22 protein-coding genes are annotated in these 26,297 nt (G+C 69.5%); 9 read left to right on the top strand and 13 right to left on the bottom strand.

Features of this window, described 5'->3' with window-relative positions:
• Positions 1-223: 223 nt before the first annotated feature.
• A complete protein-coding gene (locus ACQEVC_RS25415) occupies positions 224-952 on the bottom strand; it encodes a methyltransferase domain-containing protein (protein WP_432881966.1) in 729 nt (242 codons plus the stop codon).
• A 503-nt stretch (positions 953-1,455) separates the two neighbouring features.
• Between ACQEVC_RS25415 and ACQEVC_RS25410 the strand changes: the two genes are divergently transcribed.
• Positions 1,456-1,848 carry a Fur family transcriptional regulator gene (locus ACQEVC_RS25410; RefSeq protein ID WP_432881964.1) on the top strand — a complete coding sequence of 131 codons (393 nt, stop codon included), beginning with the start codon at positions 1,456-1,458 and terminating at the stop codon, positions 1,846-1,848.
• 22 nt (positions 1,849-1,870) lie between these two features.
• On the opposite strand, the gene ACQEVC_RS25405 is transcribed toward ACQEVC_RS25410, so the two are convergent.
• Positions 1,871-2,848 (bottom strand): AAA family ATPase, encoded by a 978-nt coding sequence (locus ACQEVC_RS25405; protein ID WP_432881961.1) that lies wholly within the window; start codon positions 2,846-2,848, stop codon positions 1,871-1,873.
• Positions 2,849-3,217: 369 nt separating this feature from the next.
• Between ACQEVC_RS25405 and ACQEVC_RS25400 the strand changes: the two genes are divergently transcribed.
• The 4 genes from ACQEVC_RS25400 to ACQEVC_RS25385 all read left to right on the top strand — a co-directional run bounded on the left by ACQEVC_RS25400 (position 3,218) and on the right by ACQEVC_RS25385 (position 8,243).
• Positions 3,218-4,468: an MFS transporter gene (locus ACQEVC_RS25400; protein WP_432881958.1), complete on the top strand. Its 1,251-nt coding sequence runs from the start codon at positions 3,218-3,220 to the stop codon at positions 4,466-4,468.
• A gap of 96 nt (positions 4,469-4,564) precedes the next feature.
• The gene (locus ACQEVC_RS25395) at positions 4,565-7,906 is read left to right on the top strand and encodes a S8 family peptidase (protein WP_432881955.1); all 3,342 of its coding nucleotides are present in this window, start codon (positions 4,565-4,567) and stop codon (positions 7,904-7,906) included.
• Between the two features lie 92 nt (positions 7,907-7,998).
• The gene (locus ACQEVC_RS25390) at positions 7,999-8,124 is read left to right on the top strand and encodes a hypothetical protein (RefSeq protein ID WP_432881953.1); all 126 of its coding nucleotides are present in this window, start codon (positions 7,999-8,001) and stop codon (positions 8,122-8,124) included.
• A gap of 5 nt (positions 8,125-8,129) precedes the next feature.
• Positions 8,130-8,243 carry a glyceraldehyde 3-phosphate dehydrogenase NAD-binding domain-containing protein gene (locus tag ACQEVC_RS25385; protein WP_432881950.1) on the top strand — a complete coding sequence of 38 codons (114 nt, stop codon included), beginning with the start codon at positions 8,130-8,132 and terminating at the stop codon, positions 8,241-8,243.
• A gap of 280 nt (positions 8,244-8,523) precedes the next feature.
• Here the strand turns inward: ACQEVC_RS25385 and ACQEVC_RS25380 are convergent, their stop codons facing one another.
• The 11 genes from ACQEVC_RS25380 to ACQEVC_RS25330 form a co-directional block, all read right to left on the bottom strand.
• The gene (locus ACQEVC_RS25380; protein WP_432881947.1) at positions 8,524-9,027 is read right to left on the bottom strand and encodes a DUF4265 domain-containing protein; all 504 of its coding nucleotides are present in this window, start codon (positions 9,025-9,027) and stop codon (positions 8,524-8,526) included.
• Positions 9,024-9,236, bottom strand: coding sequence for a hypothetical protein (locus tag ACQEVC_RS25375; protein WP_432881945.1), 213 nt, complete (start codon positions 9,234-9,236; stop codon positions 9,024-9,026). The genes ACQEVC_RS25380 and ACQEVC_RS25375 overlap by 4 nt, the downstream gene beginning before the upstream one ends.
• A 626-nt stretch (positions 9,237-9,862) precedes the next feature.
• Positions 9,863-11,107 (bottom strand): PQQ-dependent sugar dehydrogenase, encoded by a 1,245-nt coding sequence (locus ACQEVC_RS25370; RefSeq protein WP_432881942.1) that lies wholly within the window; start codon positions 11,105-11,107, stop codon positions 9,863-9,865.
• A 211-nt stretch (positions 11,108-11,318) separates the two neighbouring features.
• The gene (locus tag ACQEVC_RS25365) at positions 11,319-12,284 is read right to left on the bottom strand and encodes a phosphotransferase enzyme family protein (protein WP_432881940.1); all 966 of its coding nucleotides are present in this window, start codon (positions 12,282-12,284) and stop codon (positions 11,319-11,321) included.
• A gap of 239 nt (positions 12,285-12,523) precedes the next feature.
• Positions 12,524-13,456 (bottom strand): acetylxylan esterase, encoded by a 933-nt coding sequence (locus ACQEVC_RS25360; RefSeq protein ID WP_432881937.1) that lies wholly within the window; start codon positions 13,454-13,456, stop codon positions 12,524-12,526.
• A gap of 5 nt (positions 13,457-13,461) precedes the next feature.
• The gene (locus ACQEVC_RS25355) at positions 13,462-13,629 is read right to left on the bottom strand and encodes a hypothetical protein (protein ID WP_432881935.1); all 168 of its coding nucleotides are present in this window, start codon (positions 13,627-13,629) and stop codon (positions 13,462-13,464) included.
• 4 nt (positions 13,630-13,633) lie between these two features.
• The gene (locus tag ACQEVC_RS25350) at positions 13,634-15,517 is read right to left on the bottom strand and encodes an exo-alpha-sialidase (RefSeq protein ID WP_432881932.1); all 1,884 of its coding nucleotides are present in this window, start codon (positions 15,515-15,517) and stop codon (positions 13,634-13,636) included.
• Between the two features lie 209 nt (positions 15,518-15,726).
• Positions 15,727-17,910: an alpha-galactosidase gene (locus ACQEVC_RS25345; protein ID WP_432881929.1), complete on the bottom strand. Its 2,184-nt coding sequence runs from the start codon at positions 17,908-17,910 to the stop codon at positions 15,727-15,729.
• Between the two features lie 47 nt (positions 17,911-17,957).
• Positions 17,958-19,880, bottom strand: coding sequence for an exo-alpha-sialidase (locus tag ACQEVC_RS25340; protein ID WP_432881927.1), 1,923 nt, complete (start codon positions 19,878-19,880; stop codon positions 17,958-17,960).
• A gap of 36 nt (positions 19,881-19,916) precedes the next feature.
• Positions 19,917-21,392, bottom strand: coding sequence for a sulfatase family protein (locus ACQEVC_RS25335; RefSeq protein ID WP_432881924.1), 1,476 nt, complete (start codon positions 21,390-21,392; stop codon positions 19,917-19,919).
• A 116-nt stretch (positions 21,393-21,508) separates the two neighbouring features.
• Positions 21,509-22,213, bottom strand: coding sequence for a FadR/GntR family transcriptional regulator (locus ACQEVC_RS25330; protein ID WP_432881921.1), 705 nt, complete (start codon positions 22,211-22,213; stop codon positions 21,509-21,511).
• Positions 22,214-22,303: 90 nt separating this feature from the next.
• Here ACQEVC_RS25330 and ACQEVC_RS25325 point away from each other — a divergent pair, with 90 nt between their 5' ends.
• The 4 genes from ACQEVC_RS25325 to ACQEVC_RS25310 all read left to right on the top strand — a co-directional run bounded on the left by ACQEVC_RS25325 (position 22,304) and on the right by ACQEVC_RS25310 (position 26,284).
• Positions 22,304-23,065 carry an IclR family transcriptional regulator gene (locus ACQEVC_RS25325; RefSeq protein ID WP_432881919.1) on the top strand — a complete coding sequence of 254 codons (762 nt, stop codon included), beginning with the start codon at positions 22,304-22,306 and terminating at the stop codon, positions 23,063-23,065.
• A 74-nt stretch (positions 23,066-23,139) separates the two neighbouring features.
• Positions 23,140-24,459 carry an ABC transporter substrate-binding protein gene (locus ACQEVC_RS25320; RefSeq protein ID WP_432881916.1) on the top strand — a complete coding sequence of 440 codons (1,320 nt, stop codon included), beginning with the start codon at positions 23,140-23,142 and terminating at the stop codon, positions 24,457-24,459.
• The gene (locus ACQEVC_RS25315; protein WP_432881913.1) at positions 24,456-25,424 is read left to right on the top strand and encodes a carbohydrate ABC transporter permease; all 969 of its coding nucleotides are present in this window, start codon (positions 24,456-24,458) and stop codon (positions 25,422-25,424) included. The genes ACQEVC_RS25320 and ACQEVC_RS25315 overlap by 4 nt, the downstream gene beginning before the upstream one ends.
• Entirely contained in the window at positions 25,421-26,284 is an 864-nt protein-coding gene (locus ACQEVC_RS25310) for a carbohydrate ABC transporter permease (protein ID WP_432881910.1), read from the top strand. The genes ACQEVC_RS25315 and ACQEVC_RS25310 overlap by 4 nt, the downstream gene beginning before the upstream one ends.
• The last annotated feature ends 13 nt before the right edge of the window (positions 26,285-26,297 follow it).

Genomic DNA, 26,297 nt, shown 5'->3' with positions numbered 1-26,297 from the left:
CGGGGAACGGGCACCATCTTGTCGAACATGACTTTCAAACGCAACAAGATGCGCAGAGCTACACATGCCGACCTGCCCGCTCGACGCGGCGAACCGCAAGGGGTGATCCGGCCCCGCTCTGGCAACCGATACATCCGGTAACAGGAGAATTGTGCGCATCAGCCACTCGGTTCAGCCATCCGCTTGTCTGCATGGCCCGACAGCGGTTGACGACACGTGGCATTCAGTCGTGCGGGGTGGCGGTGACCACGTCCATCTCCCCCACTGACGCGGTGAATCCCGCTCCGGCCAGCTCGTCCAGGAGCTGTTGCCGGGACAGCACGTACCACTGGTAATCCACCACGACCTCCCGCTCGACGACACCGTGAACCGTCAGGACCCGGTATGTCATCGTCCAGGTAACGCTGTCCTCCCCGGCCGGACGCGCCGCCCCGCTGCCAACGTAGGTCCGGTCGCCGACGGCCACCGAGGCGAACTCGGTCTGCGGAATCGTGGTCACTTCGGCCGGCGGCTGTAGGTTCACGATCAACGGTGCCCCGGGAACCAGCCGCTTCCGGGCGTCCGCGAAGAAGGCCGCCCGCCGCGCTGGCGAGAGATGGCCGATCATGCTGATCGCCATGACTCCGCCGACCTCAGCCGGCAACCGCATGCTCGCCACGTCCGCGGCCTGCACCGTCACCCGCCGCCGCAATTCCTCGACGCCGGCGACTCTCGCCAGCAGCACCGCCCGCAGAACCGGCGACGGCTCCACGGCGACGATGCCAGCGCCCGCTACCGCCTCGGCGGCGACCACGACGCCGAGCCCGGTCCCCGCACCGACATCCACCACCGGCCCGGCCACTGGTACCGCCTGCCGCAACGCCTCCCCGACCGGCACCCGCAACGCCCGCCACGCACCCCGGCTGAGCAGGTCCAGGTACTCGCCCGACTCCGAGTACGGGTCACCTTCCACGATTCCTCCCCGCGATGAAACCACCCGACTAGATGGTACTGGAAACCAGTTTCATCACGGGTGCGTCGAGCTGGGTACCCCAGGGCCGGCAAGATCCCTGGCCCGCCGGCCGGCCGCGGACCGCGCCGACGGCGCCGGGCATCACCGTCGCGGTGGCGCACGCCCTGTTCGCTGACGACCCATCGCGGCTGCCGGTCCGGCACGCCCTGCTCGCTGACGACCCATCGCGACTACTGGTCCGGCACGACCTGTCGGAGCTGGGCGCCGGGACGGTCCGCACCGGCGCGGAAGTCGATCTCCCTGTCCGGCAACGGCCGCCGGCTCCACTATCACGACGGAAACCGCCCTGACCGCTTCGTGCTGTGACGAGCCGCCGACCTTCGGGACGACGCATAATGGATACGCCTGCCATCAGGCGTTATCCACGACGCGGCCAGGCCTTCAAGGTTGGCTGCGCTGCCAGCGGAGACATTCACGGAGACGGCGGTACGGTGAACCAGGCAATGCCAAACGTGACCCGGAACACGCGACAGCGGGCCGAGGTCCTGGCCCTGCTGCGCGAGGTCGAGGGCTTCTACACCGCGCAGCAGTTGCACCAGATGCTGATTGCCCGTGAGGCGCGGGTCGGACTCACCACCGTCTACCGGACGCTCCAACTGCTCGTAGACGCCGGGGAGATCGACTCCACCCGGCTACCCGGCGGGGAGCAGTTGTTCCGTCGATGCAGCCAGGGCAGGCACCACCACCACCTCGTCTGCCGCAACTGCGGCCGGACGGTGGAGGTGGCCGGGCCGGCGGTGGAGCGTTGGGCCGACCAGGTGGCCGCCCAGCACGGGTTCACCGATGTCGGTCACACCCTCGAGATCTTCGGCACCTGCGCCACCTGCGCGCGCTGACCCCACCGCCGTTACCCGAAGCTCAGCCGGCCATCGGCACCGGACGACGCAGCGCGGCCGGACCCATCGCGAAATCCGGGTCGATCTGTGCGGTGAGGTCCACCCCGGTACGGTCGTTGGCCCAGGCGCTGGCGTTGCGGCGGTGGAACTCGTGGGCGTGCCGGGTGAACGCGACCCAGTCCTGGGCCGTCGCGTCGACCGTCTCGGTCAACTGTGCCAGCACGGCGTGGTTCGCGGCTTCGAGTTCGTCGAGCGGGCCGACGGTGCCACGTTCGGCCGCCCGCACGTACCCGGAGCGGCTGATCCAGGCGAGCAGGTCCGCGCCTACATGGTCGCGGAGGAAGTCCACGTCCGACGGGTCCTCGACCTTGTTGCCCACGACGCTGAGCGCGACCCCGTAGTCGCGGGCGTAGCCGGCGTACTGCTGGTAGACGGCGACGCTGCGCAGCGTCGGCTCGCAGACCAGGAAGGTGCGATCGAAGCGGGTGAACAGGCCGGAGGCGAACGAGTCGGCACCGGCGGTCATGTCGACCACGACGTATTCGCCGGGTCCGTCGACGAGGTGGTTGAGCAGGAGTTCGACCGCGCCGACCTTGGAGTGGTAGCAGGCCACGCCCAGGTCGGCTTCGGTGAAGGCGCCGGTGACGGCCAGCCGTACGCCGTTCACCTCGCGAACGCAGGCCGCGTAGATCGGGTTGTCCTCCACGATCCGCAGCAGGCGGGAACCGGTGCCGGGCGGAGTGGTCTTGACCATCGCCGCCGCCGAACTGATCAGCGGATTGTCGCCCCGCAGGTACTCCTTGATCTCAGTCAGGGACTCGCCCAGCGGCGGAAGCTGTGCCGCCTGACGCACATCGGCACCGAGCGCGCATGCCAGATGCTGGTTGATGTCGGCATCGATGGCCAGCACCGGACGACCCGCGGCGGCGAGGTGACGGGCGACCAAGGCGGCCAGCGTGGTCTTGCCGCTGCCGCCCTTGCCGACGAACGCGATCTTCATCCGAGGTACCCCTGTACGCTTGCGATGGAAACCATTTTCACCAGGGTACTTTAGCGGTCCTTCCGAGCCATGTCCTAGCAAGGTGCCTGATTGCGCGTGATCGGGTGCATTTCTTGCCTCGACCCCGCGAGGTACCGACGACCCTGCGCCGGCGCGAGCAGCCCGGATACACAGGTCGTGAGCCCATGCGGGCTCTCTGTCGCCCCTGACAGGTCGCCCAGGCCGCGAACCGTCCGGCAACCTCGACGGCTCCGTCTCTTCAGGGGCGCCGAGCTACCGAAGAGCCGTCAGTCGTACTGTAACGACAACCATTCTTATTAGTACCCGGTGACGGCGCGGCAGCCGGCGCCGCAGGAGGAGCCCTCGCTCGTGACCGCACCGCCCCGCCTTTCCCAGAACGCCCCGAGGCAGCCGTCCGTCCTGCGGGATCAGGCGTTTCTCCGCCTGTGGTCGGGCACCACCGCGTCCGGGTTGGCGACCTGGGCGCTGCCGTTCGTCCTCGGCCTCGCGGTACTCGACCGTGAACTCTCCCCCGCCGGGCTCGGGCTGCTGCTGGCCGCCCGCACAGTGGGTTTCCTCGCCGCGGTCGCCGTTGGCGGGGTAGTCGCCGACCGCTACTCCCGCCGCAGGGTGGTCCTGTTCTCCGGACTGGCCGCCGCGGCCGCGACGCCAGTGATCGCGGCGGGAATGGGCTGGTCGGTGCCGCTGACAACCGTCGCGGCGGTGGTCGCCGGGGCCGGACAGGGCGCATGCCGGCCGGCGTTCCAGGCGTTGACCGCCGAAGTCGTGGACGAAGAACAGCGCCAGCAGGCCAACGCCGCCATGACCCTCTCCGTCCGGGTCACCACGCTGGTCGCACCCGCACTGACCGCGCTGCTGGCCACCGTTCTCGACACCAGCGCCCTGCTCCTCGGCATTGCCCTGCTCTGGCTGGTCACGGCCCTGCTGCCCCCGGCGGGAGCACCCGTGCCACAGGCCGGACAGTCCCACGGCACCTTCTTCGCCGAGTTCGCCGACGGGGTGCGCGAAGCCCGCCGACACCCCTGGTTCCTCGCCGGCCTGGGCGCGCTGACCGCCGTCATCGCCACCGGCTACTCCGCCACCGGTGTCGCCCTACCGCTGATCAGCCGAGACCGGTACGGCACCGAGGCCGTCCTGGCTGGCGCCGCCACCGCGTACACCGTCGGCGCACTCGCAGGCGCTCTGCTGATCGCGCGGTGGCGCCCGCGGGACCAGGGCTGGGCCGCGCTCGCCGGCCTGGCCTGCTACGGCTTCGCCCCGCTCAGCCTCATGCTGCCCGTGCACCCCCTCCTGGTGATCACCGCGTACGTGCTCGCCGGCGTCGGGATCGAACTGTTCAACGTGCCGTGGTTCACCGCCACCCAACGCGAGGTGGAACCCCGCAAACTCGCCCGGGTGTCCTCGCTGGACTTCCTGACCTCCTACGGGCTCGCCCCGCTCGGCCTCGCCCTCATCGCCCCCGCGATCGACACCTTCGGCACGACCGCCGTACTCGGCACCAGCGCCCTCGTCTGCTTCCTCGCCCCCGCGCTCGCCGCGACCGTCCCCAGCGCGCGGCGCTTCGCCCGGCAACGCCCGCCGTCGCCCACGGAGGCCTGACCCCGCACAGTGACCCAGGTCACTCGGGATAAACTTCCACTCGCCGGTCGGGTCAAGATCACCTGGATACCTCTCGCGTTCGATCCAGGGAGAATGATGCGTTCAGTTCGCAAGTTGTCGGCGCTGGCACTGCTGGTGCTGGGCGTCTCGGTGGTGACTCCGGGCGGTGTGCCGGCGTCGGCGCAGCCCGGGGCCGGGAAGCCGGCGACCACACCCGTGGTCGCGTCCAAGCCCCGGACGGTCACTCTGCTCACCGGCGACGTGGTCCGCCTCGGTGCTGTGGACGGCCAGACCGCTGTCGACGTCGTGCCGGGCAAGGGACGGGAACGGATCCCGTTCATCACCCACAGCGCCGGCGAGGACGTGCGGGTCATCCCCGCCGACGCCGTGGGCCTGCTCAACCGGGGCAAGCTCGACTCCCGGCTTTTCGACATCTCGATGCTGGTCCGCTTCGGCTACGACGACACCCGGGCCGCCCTGCCACTCATCGTCCAGCACAGCAGCGTCGCCCCCACCGGCCTGGTCGGCGCCCGGACCACCCGGGCGCTCTCCGGGGCGAGCGCTGTCGCGCAGAGCCGCGCGGACGCGGTGTCCTTCTGGAACAGCATCACGTCCGCCGCGAGTGGCACCGAACGGCAACTGCGGCCCGGGTTCGACAAGATCTGGCTCGACGGACTGCGCCAACCCACCCTCGACGTCAGCGTCCCGCTGACCGGCGCGCCGCAGGCCTGGAAGGCAGGCTGGACGGGAACGGGGGTGAAGGTCGGCGTGATCGACACCGGCGTCGACCAGACCCACCCCGACCTGGCCGGACAGGTCGCCGCCGCGGAGAACTTCACCGCCGACCCAGATGCCCTCGACCGCGTCGGCCACGGCACCCACGTCGCCTCCACCATCGCCGGCAGCGCCGCCGCATCCCAGGGCCGTTACCAGGGCATGGCACCCGGCGCGACTCTCTACAGCGCCAAGGTCTGCACCGCAGAGGGCTGCCCGGAGTCGGCGATCCTGGCGGGCATGACCTGGACGGCGCAGCAGGGCGTCAAGGTCGCCAACATGAGCCTCGGCGGCCCGGACAGCCCGGAGACCGACCCGATCGAGGCGGCCCTGGCCGACCTCACCCACCGCTACGGCATGCTCTTCGTCGTCGCCGCGGGCAACGACGGCCTGGCCGGCGAGTCCACGGTGAACTCGCCCGGCGGCGTGGCCGAGGCATTGACCGTGGGTGCCGTGACCAGGACGGGCGAGCTGGCCGAGTTTTCCAGCCGTGGTCCGCGCGCGGGTGACGCCGGTATCAAGCCGGACCTCACCGCACCCGGTGTTGGCATTGTCGCCGCGCGCAGCTCGACCTCCGACCTGTGGCCGGACGACGAGAACCCGCAGTACGCCAGCCTCTCCGGCACTTCGATGGCGACTCCGCACATTGCTGGCGCGGCGGCGATTCTGACCCAGCAGCACCCGGACTGGACGCCTGAGCGGATCAAGTCCACGCTGATGGCGGCCGCGCAGCCGAGCGCTGCCATCGGCGTCTACGAGCAGGGCGCGGGTTTCGTCGACGTCGCCCGGGCGATCCAGCAGACCGTCACGGCTAGCCCGGCCAGCGTCGCCTTCGAACGGACCACCGCTGCGCAGACGCACACGGTCACGTACGCGAACAGCGGCTCTTCTGCCCTCACCCTGGCCGTCTCCCTCGACGCCAAGGACGCCGACGGCGCCCCGGCACCGGCCGGCCTGTTCAGCCTCAGCGCCTCCTCGGTCACGGTCCCGGCCGGCGGCACGGCCACCGTGACCATCACCGTGCAGGCCAGCGTCGACCTGCCCGACCGCTACTTCGGCGGTGAGGTGACCGCCACCGGCGGTGGCACGCAGGTGCAGACCCCGGTCGCGCTCGACGTCGCCCGCCACCTGCTGACCCTCAAGCTCGTCGGGCCGGACGGCGGAGCACCCACGGCCGGGCAGGGTTGGGTGACCATCCTGACCGACCTGGACCGGCAGGCCATTCTGGTGCTCGGCGACCCCGCGACCACCCGGTACCGCATCCGCGCGGGCCGCTACCTGGTCCAGACCTACCTACAGAGCGGCGACCCGTCCTTCCCGCAGATCACGTCGCTGGTGCGCCCGAGCCTCGACCTGACCAGGGACCAGGCGCTCACCATGGACACCCGCCTGGCGAAGCCGATCGCGGTGTCGGTGCCGAACCCGAAGGCCACCGCAGTCTTCCAGGAGTCCGGCTGGACGATCCGGACCGAGCAGCCGCAGATCTGGGGCAGCAACGACCCGTACGGCGTGCTGATGAACGTTCCCTTCGACCACGTGCGGACCGCACAGATCGGGGCCGGCAAGACACCTGGCTTCGTCTCCTACGTCAACGGGACGTGGGGCCAGGTGGCCCAGGACGGCCGCCTGCACAACAGCCCGTACGTCTACCGGGTCTACCTCTACGAACCGCAGAGGATGATGACCGGGCTGACCCGCAAGCTGCGCACGGGTGACTTCGCCACGGTCCGCTCCCAGGTCGGCGCGGACGTTGCCGGCGTGCCGGTTTCGCGGCTCGCGTTCGCGCACGCGCCCGGCAACTCGCCGATCACCCGGTCGGCCGACGGGCGCCAGGCCCCGCCGAGCTTCACCTACGACGTGCCGAGCACCATCACCGAGTACTACAACCAGGACAAGTTGGCGGTGTGGCAGTCGACCTCGGCCCAGCAGGGATACACCTACTACCAGTCGACGTGGGCCAGCTTCCGGCCCGGCCGCACGTACACGGTGAAGTGGGCCAACGCGGTGGCCGGGCCGGTCTTCCCAGAGCCGAACTTCGGCCAACAGTTCGCCACCCGCTACTGGGGCGACACGATGGGCGGACCGGGGCCGCTGCACGGCGACGGCAGCGGGCACATGGGGTTCCGGCAGATCGTCGGCGGCAGCGTGCAGGTGGACCTCTACCGCAACGGGGTCAAGGTCGGCGACGCGAACCAGGCGCCCTGGTCGTGGGACGTGCCGGCGGAGAAGGGTGACTACCGGCTGGCCGCAACCTTCCGCAGCGACCCGGCGTTCACCCTGTCGACCGTGGTCGACGCGGAGTGGACCTTCAAGTCCGCGCACGTCAGCGACGGCGACCTGGTGAAGCTGCCGATGACGGCGATCCGGTACACCCCGGAGCTCGACATCGACAACCGGGCGCCGGCCGGCCGGCTGTTCGCGATCCCAGTCTCGCTCGACCGTCAGGTCGGAGCGGCGCCGGGCCGGACCAAGACCTTGACCGTCGAAGCGTCCTTCGACGACGGCAAGACCTGGCGGCAGCTGCCCGTGCGGCGGTCCGGCGAGAAGGCGGTCGCCTGGGTGCGCAACCCGGCCGGCACCGGCTTCGTCTCGCTGCGGTCCGCCGCGACGGACACCAGCGGTAACACGGTCAACCAGACCGTCATCCGCGCCTACCGGTACTGAGGGAGGACCCGGACGCGGCGCCGGTGGGCGCCGCGTCCGGTCACCGGTGCCAAGGCAGCCGGTCACGGATCCGCCCGGCCATCGGCGAGTCCGTGATCGCCCTCGCGATCGCGCAGCAGGACCCGGGCCCGTTCGACGACGCCCGCGCCGGCGCCCTCGACGTGTTCCGGGCGGCGGCACCATCCACGCCGAACGACAAGAACGACAGGAGGAAGTGAACGCCATGGCGGTACGCATCGGCCCCAACGGCTTCGGGCGGATCGGGCGCAGCCACCTACGCGCCGCCCTGGCGAACGACGCCGATGTCGAGGGCGTCGCGGTCAACGACCTGCATTGATCCGACCGGCGCCACAGCATCGAATCGCTCCCGTCCGCCGTTACCACCCGCCGAGCGGCCAGCCGATTAGCGACCCCCAGCACTTGTTCTTACTCGAGGTCAACGACCGGCAGTTCCGGCCGAGGGCGCGACCGGTCTGCCCACGGGAAGCGCCCACTCCTGCGCGGACAACACCAGCCGGCACGCCAGCGGCACGCGTTCGCCGCCTCCGCGCAGAGCAGTCCCTTGCCCCGCATCGTCCGGGCGCCACCTCGGCCTCATACGACGCCGACCAAACCGGCTATGCGGCGCGCCAGGCGTCGGTGACGCAACCCTCCTCGAACTTCCACCAGCCCTGCGCCTCCCCCGACACCAACAACTGCTTGATCGCGGCCAGGTCAGCACCCGCCGGCACGTTCAACGCCACCAGCGGGAACGTCTCGCTGAACGCCTCGCCACCAAGTCCGAAGCTTGCGAAACGCTCGTGAACCGCCTGGGCACTACGTCCCAGCGCACCATCAGGCACCGGCAACACACGGATCGTGCAGTTGCCCGACGGCTCGACCCGCCCCACCGCCCACCGCCTACCGTCGTCGTCGGTCATGAAGCGCACGACGTCACCCTCCGCGACGCCGTCCTGCAGGAACGGCACGTTCGCCACCCGCGCCGTGTCCGCACTCAACGGCTGTGCCCACAAGCCCTCGGTGTCGTACGGAAGCCATCCCTCCCGGGGCACGAATCGAAACCAGACCTTGACCAGACCCTCATCGACCGGCGCCGGCCTGTTGGGCGCTACCGTCGTCACGCCGCACTCACCTCACAGGTAGTCGAAATATCGGAGGACAGCACATCCTCCCGCAGCGGCACATCGTTCAGCGCTGCCAGTACCTCCAGCACCACCCTGCGATCGGTCTCAGCGATCAGGTACAGAGTTTCGGCGTCGCAACTGCCTGGTCCCTCCGCGCCCAGCAACGCCAAGCCACCGAAGTTGCTCACACGAACGAAGATCGCCACGCCGTTCGCCGTCGCGGACGCCGGTACCACCAGTTGCCCCAGGTAGCTCGCGTCCTGAACCTGGCGACCGCCTCGGCCTCGCAGGTGCACCCGAACCGCTGTTCCAACTCGGCCACCAGCGACTGGAAACGCCGCTGCTCAGCCGCGTAATCGAACATTGCCGGGTGCGCGAGGCGTGCGGGGTCGTCCAGCCGTCGGAGCAACGCCGCGACCTCGGCTCGGTCGGGCAAGGTCACCAGGCCATCGTGCTACCTGCTGGCTGGTGGTACGACCGCAGCCCGGGCAGGCTTGGTCGAGGTGACCGGTGGGGTCGCTCTCATCACGGCTGCACGCGCAGCCGCGGATCGACTGGTGGACGTCCAGCCCGAGCGTGCGGGACCAGCGGACCGCATCCACGATCACCTCAGCCGCACACCGGAACCCGGCGAACACGGACCCGGCCGGCGACCACGGACGACGATGGCGCGATTGCGTCACCCGCCAACTCTGCCCCGGGCCCCGACCGACGACGCAACAGATTCGTCAAGAAGAAGCGCGCCCGAGGCCTGCATCGGAGTGAGCCGGGGAGGGCCGCCCGGACGCGGCCGTCCCCGGGTCTTGCGGATGCGGAGGGATTGCCCCGGGGTTCAGCGGTTCGCCGCCCCGCCGCCAGAGGCTGGCTGGACCCGCTCGAACCGCACCCGGCTCAGCCACCCCGGGAGGTCACTGAGCACGTACAGCTCGCCGTGCACGTCGGCGTCGATCGCAGTCGGCTGGATGGGGAAGTTGCCGATCGTGGCGGACTCGTAGCCGCCCGTGGGTTTGGGACGTACGGCGAACGCGAGGGTCGAGCAGTAGTCGCTCGCGACGTAGGTCCCCCACGCCTCCGGGGTGGCGGACCCTCGGTACACCACGCCGCCGGTCACCGAACAGCTCTCCGTCATGAAATGTTCGTACTCGAAGACCGGGTCGGTGTACCGCACGCCCGACCGGCATTGCTCCGGGTCGAACACCGGGGTGCCCTCCCGGCAGGACCAGCCGAGGTTCGCCCCACCCTGCCACGGGCGGATGTGGTTGATCTCCTCGACCAGGCCCTGGCCGACGTCACCGATCCACAGCGAGCCGTCGACCGGGTCGACGGAGAACCGCCACGGGTTACGCAGCCCATAGAGCCAGATCTCTGGCCGCGCGCCGCGCGTGCGGACGAACGGGTTGTCGGAGGGCACGCAGTAGGGCTTCGCCCCGCAGCTGCGATTGACGTCGATCCGCACGATCTTGCCGAGCAGGGTGCCGAGGTCCTGACCGGCCTTGAACGGGTCGTTCGCGTGGCCGCCGTCGCCGAGAGACCAGTAGAGGTAGCCGTCGCGGCCGAACGCTACCTGTCCGCCGTTGTGGTTGCCGTACTCGGCGTGCTCCTGGGTGAGCAGCACCTGCACCCGCTCAGCAGCGCCGATGGGCACTCGCGCCAGGGTCAGCGCGCCGGCCGGCAGGCTCGTGTAGGCCACGTAGAGGATCCCGGTCCGCGCGAAGTTCGGCGCAGGCGTGATGCCGAGGAGGCCGCGCTCGTTGTCCGAGGTGTCGATCCGGGCGGTCAGGTCGAGCACCGGCTCAGCCGCCAAGCCGGTGTCGGGGTGGTAGGCGCGGACGGTGCCGTTCTTCTCCGCGATCAGCATCCGGCCGTCCGGCAGCCCGGTGATCGCGATCGGACGCTGCAGACCGGAAGCCACCTGTTCGGATACCACGGTCAGCTCAGCGAGTGGCACCGCGCGGGTGTGGGATGCGCCGGCCGCGGCGGTGCTGACCACCGACCCCGGTGGCAACAGGAGCGCAGACAGGGCCAGAACGAGCAGCCCGGCCAGCATGGTGGCCGGGCGACGACGCCGTCGCGACATGTTTCAGCTCCTCGAGCAAGTGGAGTGGAGGACGCGATCTGGGAGCGTTCCCACAGTACATCGACTCCCGGCAATATCCAACCCTGTACGGTGCCAATCAACAGGCCGGGCACCGGCGTGGCCGACCACATCGCGCCCATCGGCGCTCACCACGACCCTTGGCCGCGCTCCGGCAGCCTTCATCTGGCAAGTGCCTGCCTCGACGGGATGATCAGGCCTTCGACAAGCCAGAGCTTCCCAGATCGGAAGGCACTCCTGCTTTGCCGACGTCCGTCAGCAGCCTGGCGATCACCGCTTCGGTCACCCAGGCGTCGCCGCTACGGTCGGCGGCACCCAGCCAATCACCGATGTCCCACATCGCCCGGCAGGCAGCCAGTACGGGGAGGCCGGCCACCTCGCTCTGGCTCAGCGGACGGACCTGCTGGTAGCCGGCGAGGACCGCTGCCCAGCGTTCGCGATCCTCCTCAGGCGAATCGGGCCCGCGGTAGAGAGCGACCAGGTCGTACGCGCGTAACCCGAACCCGCAGTGGTCGAAGTCGAACGTGATGAACCGTCCGTCGCCGTCGATGTTGGTGTTGCCCCGGTGCAGGTCCGCATGGATGATTCCGTATGCGCCGCCGATCGCTCGGAGCCGCTGGATCTCGCCGGTCAGTCGCTCGCCGAGGGTGCCGAGTTCGGCGAGGTCCGCCGCGGCCCGGCCCGAGCCGGCATAGGGTGCCAGGCTGGCCAGCGGCCGCTCGACGAGGATGCGTTCGTCGAGGTGGTAGCGGTCGTGACTGGTGCGGAAGGCGTCCATCTCCAGGTGCATCCGGGCGATGCCGGAGCCGAACCCGCGCCATTGCTCGGCGGTCAGGGTGCCTTCGTACAAGGGCGTGCCAGGCGCGTGGGTGAAGAGGGCGAAGCATCGTTCGCCCTCGGGCGCCATCAGCCGGCCGAGCCGGTCGCCGAGGGTCCGCTGGTACGGGCGGATGACGCCCAGCCCGGCCGCGGCCAGGTGCTCAAGCAGGTCGAGTTCGAAGCGGAGGTCGGATTCCGAACGGATCCAGTACTTTTCCCGGTTGTAGACCCGCAGCACGCGGCGACCGCCCTCGACGTCGGTGACGAGGTAGGTGTCGTTGAAGCCGCGGTTCAGCAACCTCACCTTCACGGGCGCTGCGATGGCGTACTCCCGTTCCACGAGCTGGGCGAGGTCCTCGGCGTGGAGGAGCGAGTGGGTCACGCGCATATCGAGTGAGCCTATAAGGGGACCAGGTGGCCCGCCGGATCATGCCGGGGACGCCGCTGGCGAAGCGTCGCCGGGACGTCCCCGAACCCCGCGGTCGAGCCGGTTACATCGGCGATGTCCGTCAACAGCCGGGCACCGGCGTGGCCGACCACGCCGGTGCCCATCGGCGCTCACGCGTCGGCAACACCCTGTCAGAACGACAAGTTGAGAAAGTCGCGTTGCGCGGCCCGCAGGGCGCGGTCCTCCTCGCCCATGCCGGCGTACTCGGTGTGGCCCGCGGTCAGGAGGAACCGCTCCCGCGGACCGGCGAGCGCGTTGTAGACCGCGAACTGGCCCGGCGGTGGGACCGCCGGATCGGCGAGCGCCATCCCCACATGGGTGGGGACGCGCAGGAAGGTGGCGGCGGTGGCCGCGTCGAAGTACCGCAGCACCTCCCGGACCTCCGGATGGTCGCGGGCGTACTCCCGGACCGACTCGCCACTTCCGGTGCAGGGCAAGGTCAGACGCAGGGGGTGGTTGCCGAAGCTCGGCACCACCAGGCATGCGCTGCTGATCCGTTCGTCCCACGGTACGGCGAGCGCGCCGATGCCCCCGCCGAAGCTGCCGCCCAGGTAGTCGACGCGGGCCGCCGCCTCCGGTACGAGCCGACACAGGGCACTTACCGCACACCAGAGATCGGCCGCGCAGCCACCGTGCACGTACGTCTCCCGTGCCGCGATGCCGTGCCGGACATGCAGCCGGGCGGTGTCCGGGATGCCCGGGAGGCGGCTGCGGGCCGGCATCCCGCGCGCACAGAAGTAGAGGACCGCGGCCCGCTCGACCGGGACTACGGCGTCGGGCGCGGCCCGGCCGCCGTAGCCGTGCCCGACGACGAGTCCACGTTCGACGCGTCCGTCGACCGGCAGGCTGAGCCAGCCACCGATCCGGACCCCGTCCAGCGAGCTGAACTCGACGTCGTGCAGCGAACCACCGTGCCGGCTCGGCCGCGCCACCGGTGCCGGATCGACGCGTCGGGCGCGCTCGTACCGACCGGTCCAGAACTCCGCGAAGTCCTCCGGTGGCGGTGGCGCACCGACCTCCGACAACAGCGCCAGGGTGTACCCGTACGTCGGATCCGGAACCATGGTGGTCAGTACCCGATCCGGTCGAGGATCCCCGCCGCGACGTCGAGGGTCCGCCCCGCCGGTACGGTGGAGTAGCCGCCGACGGCATCCCGCCAGGATTCCTCGTGCCGGCTGGTCCAGGTCGAGGGCGGCGGCCCGCCGAACGAGTTGGTGTTGCCCACCCGATGTGCCATCACCTCACCTCGGATCGATCGTTTCGAACGGCAGCCGCAGCCGCAGCTGACCGGCGATTGGGACGTTGCGGGTACGGATCTCGCAGAGCTCGTCGGCCGTCAACGCGCGGCCGTACAACCGGAACTCGTCGAGCGTGCCGAGGAAGCGTTCGGCGCCGTCGAGCCGCTGGCCGACGTGCAGGCCGTGGACGCCGAACTCGCGGCCGTTTGTGACCGAGCCCGGCGGCGTGGTGCCCGTCGCCACCGGGACACCGTCGACGTACATCGTGAGCTGGCGGTCGAGCCGCTGTAGCGCGATGTGGTGCCAGGCCCCGTCGTTGTACGCCGTCGGCGATGCCAGCGTCACGGCGGTGCCCAGGCCGGTACCGAGGAAGGCCCGGATGCGGTCGCTCGCCGGTTCGGCCCGCAGCCATATCTGCGGTGCCGAATTCATCCGGTACGCCCACAGGATGGAGTGCGAGCCGGTGGTCGCGTCGTACCGGAACCACGTCATGGCCGTGAAGTCGCCGCCCTCCACGTCCACGGCGGGCGTGTAGGGCACCTCGACCCCGTCATCGACCTTGTCCAGCGCCAGGCCCTTGCCGTACCGGCCGCCGGTCAGTGTCGCGTCGCCACGCACGTATGCGGTGTTGTCGTACCGTGGTGAGCTGTCCGGAGTCGTCGGGCCCGGCGCCGGTGGTGGTGGGAAGCCCGCCGGGGTGCCGTTCGGAGTCTCCAGGTACTCCTCGTTGAATCGGGCCCAGCGGATGGTCTCGTACGGGTTGGCGGCACCGGCCTCGTAGAGCAGCCCCGCCATGGTCCCGTGGGTGGCGTCGGTGCCGATCTCGACCATGTCGGAGTAGGCCGTCGGCCCCCACCAGAAGACCTTGCCCTGGTCCGAGGTCTGCCACGTCCGCGCCTCGTCGAACGACGAGCGGATCGCCATGACCTCGCGGGCGCCCGGATGCGCGACCGTGGAGATCATGATGCGGTTACGGGCATCACCTTCGTCGGTGGCGGTCAGCCGCAGCAGCGACGCCTGCACCTGCACCGTGGAGAATGTCGGCAGCATCCGGAAGTAGCCGTCGAAGCTCTCGCCGCCATCGCTGGAGTAGGCGTACGCCCGCACCCCGTCCGACGCGGAGGCGACCTCGCGGGCGCTGACGTAGAGCCGGCCGTCGGTCAGCTCGACCACCGTGGTCTCGGTGGGTTTGGCCCGTCCCTCGAAGTCGGCGATGGTGGCACCGATCTGCCAGGTGTCGCCACCGTCGTCGCTGTAGTACAGGTGGGCGCCGAAGACCGGTAGCTGGTCGCCGTTGCTCATCTCGTGGCCGGAGCTGACGACCAGCCGGCCGGCGTGCGGGCCGCGCTTGAGCTGGATGCCGTGCACCGGCCCATTGGCGATGAACCGGTCCCACTCCGGCCGCTTGAGGTGCGGCAGTTCTCGCGGTGCGGTCCACGTCGCCCCGTGGTCGTCGCTGGTCAGCTGGTACACGTCCCGGTCGCAGGGCGGGCAGGCACCGTAGGCGTTGCGGTTGGCCAGGATCACGATGCGGCCGGTACGTTCGTCCACGACCGGTACCGGGTTGCCGAGGGTGTCCCCGCCGGCCTCCGCGATCAACTGCACCGACCCCCACGTGACGCCGCCGTCGGTGGACCGCTTCAGCACGAGGTCGATGTCGGCGTCGTCGTTGCAGCTACGCTCCCGCCCCTCGACGATCGCCAGCAGGTCACCGTTGGTGGCTTTCACAAGGGTGGGGATGCGGTAGCAGAAGTACCCCGCCTCTCCGCGGCTGAACAGGACTTTGTCAGTGCCCACAGGCTCGACCGCCGTGACGGCCGAGCCGGCGGAGCCGGCCGCCATCACGCCGGTGGCGGCCATCAGCGTGACCACCACCGGCCTGATCACTGCGGACAGTAGTCGACGGGTTACCATATCTGCTCCCGGGTGGTCTGGAAAGGCGCGGAAACCAGGGCGGACAACAGCCGTCCGCGACTCCGGCCGGGACCTTGTCTCGGTTTCAAGTGCGGTACCTCCTACCTGGGTCAGGTCTGGTCCTTCGCTTCGATGAGGCCGAGGTGCTGCTGCCGCCCGGGCCGAAGGACCTCTATGGACTGTCACGGTGCTTGCCGGACGAGGTGGACGAGGGTGAGCCGTTCGGGGAAGAGCGGCGGGAACTGCACTCCGTGCTCGGCGAGCGCCCGGCCGGGCAGCGTGGTGCCGCCGGTCCACCACGGCGGGCAGGCGTTCCCGACGAATGCCGCGACGTCCGCGGTGAGATCCAGCGGCGTGATCCGGTAGGCCGCGCCCGGGTCGAGCCCCGGGATGCGGACCAACCCCGTGCGGGTGAGTTCCGAGGTGGCGACGGCGACCACGGTGAACAGCGCCTCGGACCGGTCGGTGGCGACGACGCCGTGCACGTGGACGGCGGGGTCGGGGTGGTCGACCCGGACGACCCGTCCGGAATGGAGCAACACCTGGTGCCGCTGGTACAGCCGTACCCACTCGGCGAGGGCGGCCCGGTCGGCGGGCGAGGCGGACCGCAGATCCCACTCGATGCCGAAATGGCCGATGAGGGCGGTGCCGGCGCGGAAGGCAAGGCCGTGGGTACGCCTGGTGGTGTGCACGGACGGGGAGCCGACGTGCGAGCCGATCAGCTCGGGCGGCAGCAGCAGTCCGGTCCACCGCTCGATCTGCTGCCGTTCGAGTGCGTCGATGCAGTCGCTGGCCCAGACGCGGTCGGTCCGGTCGAGGATGCCGAGGTCCGCCCGGCCTCCCCCGGACGAACACGATTCGATCTCCAGCCCGGGGTGCCGGGCCTTGAGGGTGTCGATCAGCCGGTACACCGCCAAGGTCTGCTCGCGCGCCCCGGCCCGGCCATGCGCCGCCCGCCCCGGCTCGACCAGGTCCCGGTTGTGGTCCCACTTGATGTAGTCGATGCGGTACTCGGTGACGAGCGCGTCCATCCGCGTCAGGATGTACTCGAACGCGTCCGGATTGGCCAGGTCGAGCACCTGCTGGTGGCGGGCCTCCAGCGGCAGCCGGTAGCCGGCCGAGAGGATCCACTCCGGATGCGCGCGGGCCACGTCCGAGTCCACATTCACCATCTCCGGCTCGAACCACAGGCCGAACTGCAGACCGAGCGCACGGAGGTGGTCGACGAAGGCGTGCAGCCCGCCTGGCCACACCTGCTCGTCGACATACCAGTCGCCCAGCCCGGCACGGGCGTCACGGCGGTGCCGGAACCAGCCGTCGTCCAGCACGAACCGCTCCGCACCCACCTCGGCGGCGAGGTTGGCGAGCTCGGTCAGCACCGCGACGTCCTGGTCGAAGTAGACGGCCTCCCAGGTGTTGAGCACCACCGGGCGGCGGGCGGACGGGTGCTGGGGGCGGGCCCGCAGGTACTCGTGGAACCGGGCGGACAGGTCGTTGAGCCCCCGTCCCCAGCCGCCGAAGACCCACGGCGACAGGTACGACTCGCCCGGGGCGAGCGTGCCCTCGCCGGGCAGCAGCAACTCCCCGCCGCCGAGCAGGCTGTACCCGTCCGGGGTACGCTCGGCCAGCGTCCGGTGGTTGCCGCTCCACGCGACGTGTACTCCCCAGACCTCGCCGCTCTCGAACGAGAACGCCGGTGTGCCGGCCAGCAGCAGCAGCGTCGCGTCCAACCCCGTCCTCCCCCGGCGGTTGTCCCGCTGGTGGGTGCCGAGAGTGAATTCGTGCCGCTGCGGCGAGCGTTCCCGCACATGCCGGCCGGAGAAGTCCAGGATCTCCCGGGCCCGCGCCGGCACCGGCAGCGCGAGCACCACACCGTCCAGCGTGTACGTCCGCTCGGGATCGTCGTTGGTCAGCCCGGCACGCAGCCGCAACAGGCCGGACGCGGTCAGCTCGATCTCGATCCGCAGGCCCAGCCGGGCGTACGGGTCCTCGGCGCGGACCATCAGCCGGTGCTCCACCGGGTCCGACGTCTCCGCGAACTCGACCCCGGTCACGGTGAACTGCGCCGAAAAGTCCCGCCCGTCGCGGTGCCCCGACAGTCCCGGCGTGCCCAGCCAACCGGCGGACTGTTCGGGCAGCACCGCGACGGGGACGACCGAGTCGACAGGTCCGCGCACGACCGGCGGGATGGCGGCCGCAGCCAGCGCCGGCAGGCTGTCGCGGTCGAGGTCACCGAGGTCCGCGCCCCAGTACACGACCCGTGGCAGGCCACCGTCCCGGCTGTCGACGATCGCCGAGACGCCACCGGCACGCAGATGCACCAGCCCGTCGACATCCGTCACCGACGCGGTCATGTCGTTGCTCACCTTTCTCACCGTTGCCTGGTTGACCACAGCGTGCTGCGGGGCGGACGTCAGCGCGTCGTCCGGGAACGCGCGGCTTCGGTGCGGTTGAAGGGGAGATGGGCGACGACGTGCTCGCTGCCTGTGGTGTTGTTCTCCATCAGGATGCGGATCGCGAAGGCGGGCATCGGGGCCCGGATCAACCAGACCTCGTCGATGTCGCCGACGAACGGCAGGTTGATCCCGTCGACCCGGGCGCCGATACGGACGCCGGTCAACGCCCCGGCCGAGACCGACCCGAGCACCGGAGCCGTGGTGGCGACCAGCTCACCGTCGACGTAGAGCTTGCAGTCGATCAGGCTCCGGACGAACGCCACGTGGTGCCAGCGATTGTCGAAGACGTTTCGGGCGCCGGCCAGGACTCGGGCCGACTCGGTGTCGTCGACGAGGGCGGAGACGCGCGGAACGCCTGGCTCCAACTGGATGCGCCACTTCGCTCTGGTGCTGCTCTGGGCGTACGCCCAGAACAGCGCCTGATTGTGATCACGATGGCCGGTGCGGAACCAGGCCGCCACGGTGAACGGACTCTCCCCGAAGGCCAGATCGTCGTTCAGGGGTAGCTCCACGTAGTCGCCCGACATCTGCAGCGCCCCGCCCCGCACGCCCGTGACGAGGGCGGGGGTGCCGCTCACCCAGGCGTGGTTTCCCCGACCGGAGACGTCGGGTGTGACGCGGGGAGGCGGGGTCGGCGTGTCGAGCATCGTGACGCGCACCCGGGCGAAGGTCGTCCGCTGATGGTATGCCAGCCCGGAACCGACGATCTCCTCCAGCCGCTCACCGCTCTCGTACAGGACCCCGATCATCGGGACGCCGTTCTCCGCCGTATCGAGCTCGACAAGGTCGGAGTAGCCGGCGGGGCCCTCGTAGAGGAGGACACCGTCGCCCCATGTGCTGGCCTGGTCGAAGCTGGAGTACAGGGTGAGGTTCTCCCGGGCGCTGTGGTGCCCGGGTCCCGAGAAGACGATGCGGCTGCGATTGCCCGCGGCCGGCGACAGGGCCAGCGCCGATCCCTGCACCTGGGGTGAGACGATCTCGGGGATGGGCACGAAGGGATGGTCGAAGCTGAGGCCGCCGTCGGTGCTCGTGGTCTCGACACGGTTGCCCGGGTTCAGGAAATGGTTGTTGCGGCCGTTGAGGTATATGGTGCCGTCCGCGAGCTCGACGGCGACGTTCTCGTTGGGACTACCGGTCGCCGTCCGCCCTGCGTCCACGGCACCGAGCTGCCAGGTATGTCCGCCATCGTCGCTGAAGATGAGATGCGCCGTACCGTACGACGAGCCGGCCTCGTCCACCGTGGAGTAGTTGCACGGCACGATCATCCGACCGGCGTGCGGACCATGCCGCAGCACGATGCCGTGGCACGGACCGGTGGCGTACCACCGCCATTGCGGCCTCTTGACATCGGCGGTGATGTCCACCGGGTCGGACCAGGTGGCACCGCTGTCACTGCTGCGCTGCACGTGCGGCCGCCGGCTGTCCTCGGGCGGGATGGTGCCGCTGCGAATCTGGGCGGCGGTGACGTGCCCGGCGTTGTGAGTGGTTAGCAGGACGATGTCACCTGATGTCGGGTCTACGAGGGGAACCGGGTTGCCGAACGTGTTCGGTCCGTTGTCACCGACGACCTGCAACGGCCCCCAGGTACGACCGCCGTCGTGGGAGCGGCGCAGCACGAGGTCGATGTCACCGGAGTCGGCGGCTGCGGTGCGACGGCCTTCGGCGAAGGCGAGCACCGTGCCGTCGGGCGCCTGGATGACCGCCGGAATCCGGAACGTGTGGTACCCGCCCATCAGCGACTCGAACACCGTGACGTACTCGACAGGCGACCGCGCGTCCGCTCGCGACGCCCCCACCGTGGAGGTGGTCAGTCCCGCGGCTGCGCCGATACCGGCGAGCGTGGTGGTCCTGAGAAAGGTGCGTCGGCTGGGTCGAGGCATTCGTTCGCTCCTTTGTGTCGGGTGCCGTGGGCCCGGTTACCAGACGTCGTCTCGTACGGGCAGGGGGTCGGCAGTCATCGCCATGCGGTCGACCATCCGTTGCAACATGTCTGTCTTGACCGTCAGGTACGCCGGGTCCTCCCACCGGTTGACGTGCTCGCCCGGGTCGTCTTCGAGGTCGTACAGCTCGCCGCGGACACCGTCGCCGCTGCCGTGGTACACGACGATCTTGTGCCTTTCCGAACGGACCATGGTCGCGTACGTCCGCTGGCCGGGGGGCGGATCGCTGTCGTGGTAGAACTCGCAGTAGACGTCGTCGCGGTGCTCGGCGACCTCGTTGTCGATCAACGACATCAGTGATCGGCCCTGGATGCCGGGCTCCGGGTCCGCGCCCACCGCCTCCAGCACGGTCGGGGCCACGTCGACCAGTTCGACCAGGCCGCTCACCCGTCGCCCGGATGGCAGTCGACGTGGCCAGTTCAGGATGAGCGGGACGCGTACGGCCGGGTCGTAGAAGTACGGGCCCTTGAGGTAGATGCCGTGGTCACCGAGCATCTCGCCGTGATCGGCGTGGAAGATGACGATCGTGTCCTCGCGCTGGCCGGTGCGCTCGAGTGCGTCGAGGACCCGGCCGATCTGCCGGTCGAGCATGTCGATCATCGCCCAGTACGCGGCGCGGATCACCCGGTGCTCTCGCTCGTCCATCTCGGAATAGACGAAGGTGCGCGCGGCGCTGTGTCCGCCGGCGTGGTGGTCCCGCTGGAGCAGCGGCTTGTTGTCGAGCTCGCCAGGCCGGAAACGTGGTAGCGGAAGGTCGTCCAGCCGGTCGAGATATCGCTCGAGCAGCTCCTTGGGTGGGTCGAACGGGTGGTGCGGGTCGTAGAAGTTGACCGACAGCAGCCACGGCTGCGGGAAGCCGGCCATCGTCTCGACGAACTCCGTGGCGCTCTCCGCGCACCAGGTCGTGTGCTGGTGCTGCTCTTCCAGACCGATCTGGACGTGCTCCGTGTCCGGATGGGCCTGCCGCGCGAACGCGATACCGCGGGCGCGCAGCCAGTTGCTGTATGCGTTGGTCGGCCAGTCCATCGCCGCCTGCGCGGCGTTCGGTGGCGGCTGGTGCGACCAGCTGAACGAGCTGTAGCCGTCGTCGATACGGCTTTCCACCGGACGATGCGGGCGAGGGTGGGCGGCCCGGATGTGTAGCTTCCCGACCAGGCCGCAGGTGTAACCGGCACCGGCCAGGATCCGGGGGACCAGCCTCTCGTCGGCCGGGATGGACCCTCCGTTCTGGCGGGCGCGGGTGGTGCGCGGGTAGCGGCCGGTCAGGAAGCTCGCCCGCGACGGGGTACACACGGGACTCTGCGCATAGGCGTGTTCGAACGCCACTCCCCCGCTGGCCAGCCGGTCCAGATTCGGCGTCTCGACGAACGGATTGCCGTAGCAGCCCAGGGTGTCGAAGCGCTGCTGGTCGGCGCAGAGCCAGAGGATGTTCGGACGCTTGGTTACTGGCATCGGTGGTCACCCCTCGAGCGGTCGTCGCTGCACGCCCACCTCTCGGCCCGTTCCGGCCGTGGGTGGGTTGCTGGACCATTCCCTGTCTCCTACCTGGTCCCATGGGCTGGAGACGGTTAGTCGGGGTCACCGTCCTGGTCGTGACGGGAGGACGCCAGCGGCTCGAGCCGATGACGGATGTAGCCGAAGTGGGCGACCATCGCATCGGACATCCCCTCACCGGCACCGAGCGCCGCGACGATGTCCTTGTGCACGCGGGCGGGATGGCCCGCCGGTTCGCCGGGAAGCGAGTCGAACAGCCTGTTGAAGAGCTCCCAGAAGAGGTCGATGAGCGACGACACCAACCCGTTGCCGAGTGGCTGATAGAGCCGCTCGTGGAACGCCTTGTCGAGGTCGCCGAGGGGCTCACCGGCCAGTTCCCTGCGCTCCATCTCGTCGGCGAGGCCCGTCAGGTCGTCGAGGTCGGCCGGCGTCAGGCACTTGGAGACCATCTCGATGAGGCCGACTTCGAGCGCCTCGCGCACGACAAGCACCTCGTACAACGAGGCGCCACCGATGGCGACCCGGTACGGCAACTGCTCCAGGATCGGCCGGAACGAAAACTCGCTCACGAACAGTCCGCGCCCAGAAATCGCAGTGATCACGCCAAGCGCCTGTAGGCCCCGCGTCGCCTCGCGCAACGAGATCCGGCTGATCCCGAGACTCTCCGCAAGCTTCGCCTCCGACGGCAGCGGGTCCCCCGGACGCAGGTCGTGATCATCGATGTACTGGCGCAGCCGTTGCTGCGCCACCCGGAACGTTTCCCCGTGCACTGGTCGCATGATCTGTAAGCTAGCAGCTAGCTGATAGCAGTTCAATAACCCGGGCGTAACCTATTGATCATGCGTTTGACGCACGCTACCTTCCCTCCCATGCGTCGTACGCTTGTCGAAGCGCCAAACACCTCGGCCCTCGCCCGGGGCCTGCACGTGCTACGGGAGCTCGTGGACGAGGGGGCACCGCTGACCGCCACGGAGATCGCCCGGCGGATCGGGGTGCACCAGAGCTCGGTGTCCCGGATCCTCGCGACGCTGACGCAGGTGGGGTACGTCCGCAAGACCCCGGACCGGCGGTTCGCGCCGGACTTCGGGGTGCTGTCGCTGGCGTCCGCGACCACCTGGTTTCCACTGATCCGCAAGCCGCGGGCGGCGATGGAGGCGATCGCCTCCGCACACCCGGGGCTCGACGCCACGCTGTGTGTCCTGTGGCGCGGCGAGATGATCTACTTCCTGCGGACCGGCAGCACCATCGGCACCATCGACTTCGGGGCGGGCTTCCCGATCCACCTCTCGGCCCCCGGGCTGCGGATGCTGGTCGACCTGCCCGAAGACGAGGCGTTGGAGATCCTCCGGCAATCTCGTAACCGGTACGGTTGGCCCGGCACTGCGGCGGTGCCGGCGACCGAGGAGGAAGTCCTCGCCTTCGCCCGCACCAACGTCGAGCACGACGTGCTCGTGTTGCCGGAGTGGGGGTTCACCGGCACGGTCGGCGCCGCGATCCCCGTCAAGACCGACGAGGACCGCCCGGTGGCCCTCGCGCTCACCGGCGACGTCCGCATCGCCGACCCGCCAACCCTGCGACTGTGGCTCCACGATGCCCGCCGCATCGTCGAGACCAGCCTCGCCGCGCGGTAAACACCCGCACTAGCGCGTCCTGAGGCCCGCCCGATCCCCTCCCATGAATTGCGCGTCCTGCAAAGGAGCCTGATGTGATCGGCACACCCTTCTCCCGGCGTACCGCCCTGAAAGCGGCCGCTGGTGCCACCGGAATCGCCTTCCTCGCCGCCTGCGGCAAAGACGGCGGCAGTACCTCCACAACCAGCGGAGCCCTCAACGTGTGGGGCGGAGTCCCGCCCGAGACCGGGCCGAACGCCATGATCGAGGCGTTCCAGAAGCAGTACCCCGACATCAAGGTCACCTACACCCGGTACGTCAACGACGACCAGGGCAAACTCAAGCTCGACACGTCGCTACAGGGTGGCGTGCCGATCGACGTGTTCTTCTCGTACGACACCCCGACCCTCGGTAAGCGGGTCCAGGCGGGGCTGACCGTCGACCTCACCGGCCGGGTCGAGAACGACTCCGACCTGGCGCAGTTCGGGCCGGACGCGTCCCCGGTGGCAAACCTCGCGTACGACGGCAAGATCTACTCTGTGCCGGGACAGAAGGCATCGACGTTGATCTTCGCCAACGACACGATGCTGTCGGAGGCCGGCGTCACCATCCCGGACGGCTGGGACATCAACGACTACCGCGAGGTGGCGAAGAAGCTCAGCAGGGCCGGCACGGTGTTCGGGACGTTCAACACGCCGCCGATCCACCGGTACACCCTGGGTCCGAACTACTACTACAGCCAGGACGGCAAGTCCTCGTCGTTCAGCAATCCGGTGTGGCGGCAATACTTCGAACTCGCCCTGGCGATGCAGGCGGAAGGCAGTGCGCTGCCGCGACGGACGATCGTCGCCGAGAAACTGCAGACCTTCAGCCACGGGCCGCTGCTGACCGGCCGGGTGGCGTTGCTGCCGGGGCAGGTGTTCGTACTGCGCTACATCAGCGACCTCAAGGAGTTCCCGCACGACTTCAAGGTCCGCGCCCTGCCGAACCCGGCGCCCGTCAAGGGCCAGGAGTTCTGGAACGACGGCCTGATTGGTGACCACATCTCGATCAGCGCCAAGTCAAAGCAGCAGGACGCGGCGTGGACGTTCGTGAAGTTCTGGATGCAGAACAGCATCCTCATGGCCAAGGGCGGCCGGCTGCCGTCGATCCTCGACCCGAGCAAGCGGTCCCAGGCGATCGCGGACCTGCTCGGCCCGGACCGTGCCAAGCTGTACGATGTCGCGTCGTTCGAGAAGGTGCTCTTCGGGACCGAGTACAAGCACCCCATCGACACCATCACCACGGCGTCCAACCAGGTCGACACCATCTACAAGAAGCTCCACGACCAGTTGATGCTCGGCCAGATCACGGTCGACCAGATGGTGACGCAGGCGACCAAGGAAGCCGACGAGGCCATCAAGGCGGCGGGGTGAGCGCCAGCACTCCCCCAGCACCCTCGGCCCAGCCCGCGGCCAGCACCGACGGGCCGGCCGGTGACACCAGCAAGCGGCGGAGTGTGACCGGCCGGTCCGGCCGAGTCGGCTGGCTGTTCATCACTCCGAACCTGGTCGGCTTCCTGAGTTTCACGCTGCTGCCGCTGCTGGCGGCGATCGCCATCGCGTTCACCGGCTGGAACGTGGTGTCCGGCTACTCCGGCATCACCTTCGTCGGTCTGGCGAACTTCGCGGAGGCGCTCGGGGACGGCGCGCTGTGGGGGGCAGCCGGCCGGACCCTGCTCTACGCGGGCGTCGGGGTGCCAGCGACCATGCTGGGCGGGCTGGGCCTGGCGATGCTGCTCAACCGCGACATCGCCGGCCGCACCTTCCTGCGGGTGTTGTTCTTCCTGCCACATGTGGTGACCTCGGTCGCGATCGGCCTGGTGTGGCTGCTGCTACTCAACCCCGACAGCGGTCCGGTCAACGCGGGACTGCGGGCGGTCGGCATCGACGCCCCACCGGACTGGCTGGTCTCCCAGACGTGGGGGCTGCCGTCGCTGGTGATGATCGCGGTGTGGTCGGCCGTCGGCTACAACGCCGTCATCTACCTGTCGGCGCTGCAAGCCATGCCGGTCGACCTGTACGAGGCGGCGGCGCTGGACGGCGCCAGCGCGTTCCGGCGGTTCACCACGGTGACCTGGCCGGCGCTGATGCCCACCACCACGTTCCTGGCGATCACGATGACGATCGGCCAGTCGCAGGGCTTCGGTCTGATCGCGTTCCTGACCCAGGGCGGACCGGGCGACTCGACGACAACCCTGTCGTACTACATGTACCAGCAAGGCTTTCAGTTCTACCGGTTCGGCTACGCCGCCGCCGTGGGCATGATCAGCTTCGTCGGGGTCCTGCTGCTGACGGCATTCTTCTGGCGGTTCCAAAAGGGACGAGGGCTGTACACGTGAGCACTTTGCAGACGGCCGGCATGCGCCACCGCCGGTGGCGGCGCTTCGGTGGCAAGCTGGGCGCCTCGCTGCTGGTGTGGGCGCTGGCGGTGCTTTTCGTGGTGCCGTTCCTATGGATGCTGTCGTCGTCACTCAAACGCAACATCGACGTGTTCACGCTACCCATCAGGTGGGTCCCCGACCCGGTGCACTGGGCCAACTACGCCGACGTGTGGATCGGCGAGAAGTCGATGATCACCTACTACGTCAACTCGCTGATCGTGACGCTGACCGGTGTGGTGGGGGACCTGACGACGTCGGCAATGGCCGGCTACGCGTTCGCGCGGCTGAAGTTCCGCGGCCGGGACAAGATCTTCCTGCTGTACCTCGCGACGTCGATCATTCCGGCGCAGCTGTTGCTCGTCCCGCGGTTCATGTTCTTCCAGCAACTCGGCCTGTACGACACGCTGTGGGCGTTGATCCTGCCGGGTGTGTTCACCGTGTACGGCACGTTCCTACTGCGGCAGGCGTTCGTCGCCGCACCGGACGCGCTCGGCGAGGCCGGCCGGATCGACGGCGCCAACGAATGGCAGGTGTTCTGGCGGGTGTACCTGCCGCTGGTGCGGCCGATGCTGGCGGCGCTGGCCATCATCAGCTTCGTCAGCACCTGGAACGACTACGAGACCCCGCTGGTGATGCTGACCACCCCGAGCAACTTCACCATCCCGCTGGGCCTGACCACCTTCGCGGACTCCGAGGGCGGCATCTCCGCCGGCCTCGCGATGGCCGCGGCGGTGTCCGCACTGGTACCGGTCGCCACGGCGTTCGTGATCTTCCAGCGCCAGTTCGTGGAAGCGCTGGCCCACTCCGGGATCAAGTAGAGCCACCGACACC

It is taken from the genome of Plantactinospora sp. CA-294935 (assembly GCF_050936445.1).
Classification (GTDB): domain Bacteria; phylum Actinomycetota; class Actinomycetes; order Mycobacteriales; family Micromonosporaceae; genus Plantactinospora.
The sequence above is the reverse complement of the archived record's forward strand: the minus strand, read 5'-3'. Positions and strand labels throughout refer to the sequence as shown.

Bases quoted from the DNA above. Each gene is read 5' to 3' on its own strand.
- ACQEVC_RS25410 (WP_432881964.1), top strand. From the start codon at position 1,456: ATGCCAAACGTGACCCGGAACACGCGACAGCGGGCCGAGGTCCTGGCC.
- ACQEVC_RS25405 (WP_432881961.1), bottom strand. From the start codon at position 2,848: ATGAAGATCGCGTTCGTCGGCAAGGGCGGCAGCGGCAAGACCACGCTG.
- ACQEVC_RS25395 (WP_432881955.1), top strand. From the start codon at position 4,565: ATGCGTTCAGTTCGCAAGTTGTCGGCGCTGGCACTGCTGGTGCTGGGC.
- ACQEVC_RS25385 (WP_432881950.1), top strand. From the start codon at position 8,130: ATGGCGGTACGCATCGGCCCCAACGGCTTCGGGCGGATCGGGCGCAGC.
- ACQEVC_RS25370 (WP_432881942.1), bottom strand. From the start codon at position 11,107: ATGTCGCGACGGCGTCGTCGCCCGGCCACCATGCTGGCCGGGCTGCTC.
- ACQEVC_RS25360 (WP_432881937.1), bottom strand. From the start codon at position 13,456: ATGGTTCCGGATCCGACGTACGGGTACACCCTGGCGCTGTTGTCGGAG.
- ACQEVC_RS25355 (WP_432881935.1), bottom strand. From the start codon at position 13,629: ATGGCACATCGGGTGGGCAACACCAACTCGTTCGGCGGGCCGCCGCCC.
- ACQEVC_RS25340 (WP_432881927.1), bottom strand. From the start codon at position 19,880: ATGCCTCGACCCAGCCGACGCACCTTTCTCAGGACCACCACGCTCGCC.
- ACQEVC_RS25335 (WP_432881924.1), bottom strand. From the start codon at position 21,392: ATGCCAGTAACCAAGCGTCCGAACATCCTCTGGCTCTGCGCCGACCAG.
- ACQEVC_RS25330 (WP_432881921.1), bottom strand. From the start codon at position 22,213: ATGCGACCAGTGCACGGGGAAACGTTCCGGGTGGCGCAGCAACGGCTG.
- ACQEVC_RS25325 (WP_432881919.1), top strand. From the start codon at position 22,304: ATGCGTCGTACGCTTGTCGAAGCGCCAAACACCTCGGCCCTCGCCCGG.